At 74.2% G+C, this 5,682-nt stretch carries 5 protein-coding genes; 4 read left to right on the forward strand and 1 reads right to left on the reverse strand.

Features of this window, described 5'->3' with window-relative positions:
• Window positions 1-372: 372 nt before the first annotated feature.
• On the reverse strand, window positions 373-1,341 hold the full coding sequence (locus AC1DUQ_RS16370; protein WP_477062245.1) for an EamA family transporter: 969 nt from the start codon (window positions 1,339-1,341) through the stop codon (window positions 373-375).
• An 81-nt stretch (window positions 1,342-1,422) separates the two neighbouring features.
• Between AC1DUQ_RS16370 and AC1DUQ_RS16375 the strand changes: the two genes are divergently transcribed.
• The 4 genes from AC1DUQ_RS16375 to AC1DUQ_RS16390 all read left to right on the forward strand — a co-directional run.
• Window positions 1,423-2,001 (forward strand): CGNR zinc finger domain-containing protein, encoded by a 579-nt coding sequence (locus AC1DUQ_RS16375; RefSeq protein WP_477062244.1) that lies wholly within the window; start codon window positions 1,423-1,425, stop codon window positions 1,999-2,001.
• 20 nt (window positions 2,002-2,021) lie between these two features.
• On the forward strand, window positions 2,022-2,537 hold the full coding sequence (locus AC1DUQ_RS16380) for a tetratricopeptide repeat protein (RefSeq protein ID WP_477062243.1): 516 nt from the start codon (window positions 2,022-2,024) through the stop codon (window positions 2,535-2,537).
• Between the two features lie 181 nt (window positions 2,538-2,718).
• Window positions 2,719-3,825 (forward strand): hypothetical protein, encoded by a 1,107-nt coding sequence (locus AC1DUQ_RS16385; RefSeq protein WP_477062242.1) that lies wholly within the window; start codon window positions 2,719-2,721, stop codon window positions 3,823-3,825.
• Between the two features lie 15 nt (window positions 3,826-3,840).
• Window positions 3,841-5,682 (forward strand): thioredoxin domain-containing protein (locus AC1DUQ_RS16390; protein ID WP_477074152.1); only part of this gene is annotated, 1,842 nt, incomplete at its 3' end.

Raw genomic sequence — 5,682 nt, forward strand, 5'->3', positions numbered from 1 at the left:
GGTCAGCGCGCTGAGCTCGTCGACGTTCAGCCGGGCGGGCGAGGCGAGGGTGGGGCGCGGGGACAGGTCGATGCTCACGGAGGTGCCTCTCGGGGTGCGTCTGCGGGCCGATCTCCACGGCTTCCCGGAGGGCGTGGGTCGGCGGGGCCTGCGTCCGGCGTGAGCCGGGTGGGTGCGTCAGTGCTGACAGCAGGCCGTACAGGAGCGCAGCGAGAGGAGGGATCCACGGCGCGACGGGAGCGCGGTGACGCGGGTGGCGGTCATCGGGTGCTCCTCTCGGTCGGGTCGTGGCCGGGCACAGAGCAGCATGCAGCCGCGGGGCCGGTCAAGGGTTCGACGGCGAACTCTCGGATGCTGGACGTCGCGCTCGGGTCAGGCGCGGGTCTCGACGACGATCCGGGTTTCGGGCTGCACGACGACGGGCTCCGGCGCGTCGGTGCCGCGGCGGACCAGGGCGATCCCGGCGACGACGAGCACCATCCCGGCGAGCTGCAGCGGCACGGGCACCTCGGCGACCAGCACCCAGGCGAGCAGGACGGCGACGAGCACCTCCGACAGGGCGAGGAAGGACGCGAGGCGCTCGCCGAGCAGCCGCACCGACAACGCGCTGACGCCGTAGGCGAAGGCGGTCGGCACCGCGGCGACGACGAGCAGCGGGACGATCCAGTGCACCTGCGCACCGAGCAGGTCGACGCGGACGTCCGGGGCGGCCAGCGGGAGGACTCCCACGGCTGCGACGAGAGCGACCGTGAGTGCTCCGACAACCATCCCGGCGCCCGCCAGGCTGATCGCCGGCAGCTCCGTGCGGCGGCCCGTGAGCGCGAAGTAGGAGGCGTTGCCCACCGCGGAGAGCAGTGCGAACACCAGCCCGACCGGGTCGAGCTCGAGCGTGCCCGTGAGGTCGAGGACCAGGACGAGGCCGCCGGTGGCCAGTGCTGCCCCGGCGAGCGTCGCGCCGCTGGGTGCCCGTCGTTCGCGCGCCCACCTCCAGGCGACCAGCAGGAGCGGGCCGGTGTACTCGATCAGCAGGGCGACGGCCACGGGCAGCCGGTCGACCGCGAGGAAGTACATGGTCGAGGCGGTGGCGACGCCCAGCACCCCGAAACCGAGGACGGTGGGCCACTCGTCGCGGAGCACGTGCCAGCGACCACGCAGGGCCCAGGCTGCCGGACCGGCCAGCAGCAGCGCTGCGACCGACAGCCGCACGAGGATCGCCGACCCCGGGGACCAGCCGGCCACCAGCAGCGGCTTGACCACGGGACCGCTGGTCGCGAAGGCGACGGCGCCGACGAGGCCGGCGACGATGCCGGCGGTGCGACTCGGCGCGGCGGTCGTGGACATAGGGGAGCCCCTGCCAGGGATGTCATGGGTGAAATGGCGTTACGCTCGTGACGCTAGTCCATCGCGCCGACAGGAGTCAAAGTGGTTTTCGCACCTGACACCGAGATGAGCATCGCCGCGGCCGTCGAGCTGGTGAACACCGCTCGTCGCCGGGACGGGCACGACGCCATGGCGACGATCGCGGACGTCGACGAGTTCTACACGCGATGGGGCTACACGGTYCGGCACGACGGGGACGCCGACGAGCTCGCCGCGGTGCGCGACGCGCGCGACCAGATCGCCGCGCTCTGGGACGTCGACCGGGACACCGCAGCCGCCGTGCTCAACGAGCTCCTCGCTCGCGGGGGAGCCGTCCCGTTCCTCGTCCGGCACGGCGACGTCGACTGGCACCTGCACGGCACCGCACCGGACGCTCCGTTGGGCACGGTCGTGCTCGTCGAGACCGCGATGGCGATGGCCGACGTGGTGCGCTCCGACGAATGGGACCGGCTGCAGCGCTGCGAGGCGGACGACTGCGACGCGCTGCTCGTCGACCTCTCCCGCAACCGCTCGCGCCGGTTTTGCGACGTGAACGGCTGCGCCAACCGGGCCCACGTCGCCGCCTACCGGGCTCGACGGGCCGGGTCGCCGGCTCTCCAGGAACGAGACGTCGCGCGCTGAGCCCGTGGCAGGATCGCCGCGTGGAGCTCACGGATGACCTCAAGGACGCCATCGCGACGGGGTACGCCCGGCGCGACCGCGACGACATGGGCCCGACGATCGCCTACTTCGAACGACTCCTGGGCGAGCACCCCGACCACCCCGTCCTCGTCCTCGAGGTGGCCGGCGCGTACGACACCGCGGGTCGGGAGGCCGACGCCGCCGTCCGGTACGAGCACGCCCTCGACCTCGGTCTCGACGGGGACGAGCTGCGCCGGTGCCTGTGCCAGTACGGCAGCACGCTGCGGTGGCTCGGCCGGCTCGAGGAGTCGGTCGCGGTGCTGGAGCGGGCCCGTGCGCAGTTCCCGCAGTCCGACGCCGTCCGGGTGTTCCTCGCTCTCTCGCTCGCCGAGGCGGGCAGCACCGACGCCGCCGTGGCCCAGCTGCTCACGGTGATCACGGACCACGCCGACGTCACGGACCTCGGCCGGTACGCCGTGGGGCTCCGCGGTCTGGGGACGTGGCTGGGGGCGGGTCGTCCGGCCGACGCGGACTAGGTCCCGCTCAGACGAGACGGGCCATCAGGGCGGCGGTGTCCCGTTCGTGCCGGGGGTTGTGGACGTCGTACTCGCCTTGTGCTCCTCGGCCGGCGCTGAGGACAGGGCCGGTGGGCCCTACCTGCGGCGCGGGAGCATGTGCTTCGGTCGGGGAGAGGACACCCGGGAGAAAGGGCTCACGATGGTCGCCAGGTTGCTGGAGATCAGTCGAGATCCTGCTGTCACCTGGCTCGTCGAGCGGGCCGACCCGACGGTGGCCCGGCTGGCTCGCCGCGACCTGCTCGGCGAGCCCGTCGGTGCCGTGCCCTCGAGCCGCGTCGTCCAGGGCCTCCTGACCGGGCTCGGCGACTCCGTGCGGGCCCCGTACGTCAAGTGGACCGGCGCCCACTGGCGACTCGTCTCCCTCGTGGAGCTCGGGGTCCGCGACGAGGACCCAGCGGTCACGCGTGCCGCCGACGCGTTGCTCGGCTACTGGTCGCGGCCGGAGCGGCTGGCCGCGGTGCCTGTCATCGACGGGCGAGCGCGGCGGTGCGCCTCGCAGGAGGGCAACGCGTTGGCGATCGCGTGCCGTCTCGGGCTGTCGCGCGACGAGCGCGCCGTCACGTTGGCCGAGCACCTGCTGTCGTGGCAGTGGCCGGACGGCGGATGGAACTGCGACCGGCGGCCGACGGCGTCGCACTCGTCGTTCCACGAGACCCTGCCCGCCCTGTGGGGGCTCGCGGAGTACGCCACGGCCACGGGCGACCCGTCGTGCCTCTCGGCCGTCGCGTCGGCCGCCGAGCTGCTCCTCTCGCGCGAGGTCCTGTTCTCGAGGAGCACGGGCGAGTCGGTCCACGAGTCGTTCGCGCTCCCGCACTACCCGCCGTTCTGGCACTACGACCTGCTCCAGGCGCTGCTCGTCCTCGAACGCGCCGGCGTCGGCGGCGACCCGCGCACCGGCCGCGCCCGGCAGCTCCTGGTCGACCGACGTCGGCCGGACGGTCGCTGGCGGGCGGCCAGGCGATGGTGGCGGCCGCCGGGGGCCACGGGGAGCGGGGTGGAGGCCGTCGACTGGGGCGACGTGGCGCACCAGATGGTGACGCTCAACGCGCTGCGGGTGGGCGCGCGGCAGCGCACGAGGTCGTCATCGGTGGCGGCGCCAGCGCAGTGCGCGGACGCTCTGCGAGCGCCAGAGCGCGAGTGCGGCCCGCACCCAGCTCCGTCGCTCGCTCCGCTCCACCGCCACCTCCCGAGTCTCGCGCCGCGCGCTGTGGCAGGCGAGCCGGGGTCGCGCCGCCGCGCGCGGTGACGGAACCTGGGTGGCGTGCCCAACCGTCTGGTGAACGCGACGAGCCCGTACCTCCTGCAGCACGCCGACAACCCGGTGGACTGGCACGAGTGGGGTGACGCGGCGTTCGAGGAGGCGGTCGCGCGGGACGTCCCGGTGCTYGTCTCCGTCGGTTACGCCGCGTGCCACTGGTGCCACGTCATGGCCCACGAGTCGTTCGAGGACCCGGGGGTCGCGGCCTTCCTGAACGAGCACTTCGTCTGCGTCAAGGTGGACCGCGAGGAGCGGCCCGACGTCGACGCCGTCTACATGGCGGCCACGCAGGCGATGACAGGCTCGGGCGGCTGGCCGATGACCGTGTTCACGACGCCGTCGGGAGAGCCGTTCTTCTGCGGGACCTACTTCCCACCGCGGCGCGTCCAGCAGATGGCGTCGTTCTCGGAGGTGCTCGCCGCCGTCGCGGCGGCATGGTCGGCGCGCCGGGCAGAGGTGCTGTCCACCGCGGAAGCAGTCCTCGCGGCGCTCGCGGAGCGGCCGACGGCGGGCCGGGAGTCGGACGGTCCCGACGACGAGGTGGTCGAGGCGGCGCTGGCCGGCCTCGCGACGACGTTCGACGCCGCGCGCGGAGGCTTCGGTGGCGCGCCCAAGTTCCCGCCGTCGATGGTGCTCGAGTGGCTGCTGCGTCATCACGCGCGGACCGGTGATCCGGGAGCGCTCGACATGGCGGTCCGGACGCTCGAGGCGATGGCGAGCGGGGGCATGTACGACCAGCTCGCGGGTGGCTTCGCGCGGTACGCGGTGGACCCGACCTGGACCGTGCCGCACTTCGAGAAGATGCTCTACGACAACGCCCTCCTGCTGCGGGTGTACGCGCACGCGTGGCGCGTGACGGGTGCTCCGCTGATGCGCCGCGTGGCCCTGGAGACCGCGACGTGGCTGCTCGACGAGCTGACCACCCCCGAGGGCGGCTTCGCCTCGTCGCTCGATGCCGACAGCGAGGGTCGGGAGGGGGCGTTCTACGCCTGGACGCCGGGCCAGCTGGACGAGGTGCTCGGTCCTGACGACGGCGCGTGGGCGGCCGGGCTGCTCGCCGTGACCGCGGCGGGCACGTTCGAGCACGGGACGTCGGTGCTCCAGCTGCGCAGCGCCCCGGGCGACGAGGCCAGGTTCGTGGACGTGCGGGAGCGCCTGCGCGAGGCGCGAGGACGCAGGCCGCGGCCTGCACGGGACGACAAGGTGGTGACCGGGTGGAACGGCCTGGCCGTCGCGGCCCTCGCCGAGTCGGCCGTGCTGCTCGAGCGTCCCGAGCTCCTCGACGCTGCCGTCCGAGCAGCCGACCTGATCGTCACCACGCACGTCCGGCGGTCCGCGGACGGTTCGGCCCGGGTGGTGCGCGCGTCGCGCGACGGCGTGCCGGGCGACGCCCCCGGGGTGCTGGAGGACTACGGCAACCTCGCCGAGGGCCTGCTCGCCCTCTCGGCGGTCACCGGTGACCCCCGCTGGTTCGCGGTCGCCGGCGGCCTCCTGGACACCGTGCTCCTCCACTTCGCTGCGCCGGCCGGCGGCTTCCACGACACCGCACAGGACGAGACGGACGAGGTCGTCGCCCGGCTCGGTCGCCCGCAGGACCCGGCCGACGGCCCGACGCCCTCGGGGCAGTCCGGCGCGGCGGGCGCCCTGCTCACCTACGCCGCGCTCACGGGATCCACCCGGCACCGGGAAGCCGCGTCGAGCGCGTTGCGGGGTCCGCTGTCGCTCGCCACCCGGTACCCGCGCGCGGCGGGCTCCGGCCTGGCCGTGGCGGAGGCCGTCCTCGACGGACCCCGGGAGGTCGCCGTCGTCGGCCCCCGCGACGACCCGCGCACCGCGGCGCTGCAC

The organism is Cellulomonas sp. P4_B5_2 (genome assembly GCF_056402235.1).

What these genes read in the sequence shown, in the direction of transcription:
- AC1DUQ_RS16385 (WP_477062242.1), top strand. Translation starts at nt 2,719, where the DNA reads ATGGTCGCCAGGTTGCTGGAGATCAGTCGAGATCCTGCTGTCACCTGG.
- AC1DUQ_RS16370 (WP_477062245.1), bottom strand. Translation starts at nt 1,341, where the DNA reads ATGTCCACGACCGCCGCGCCGAGTCGCACCGCCGGCATCGTCGCCGGC.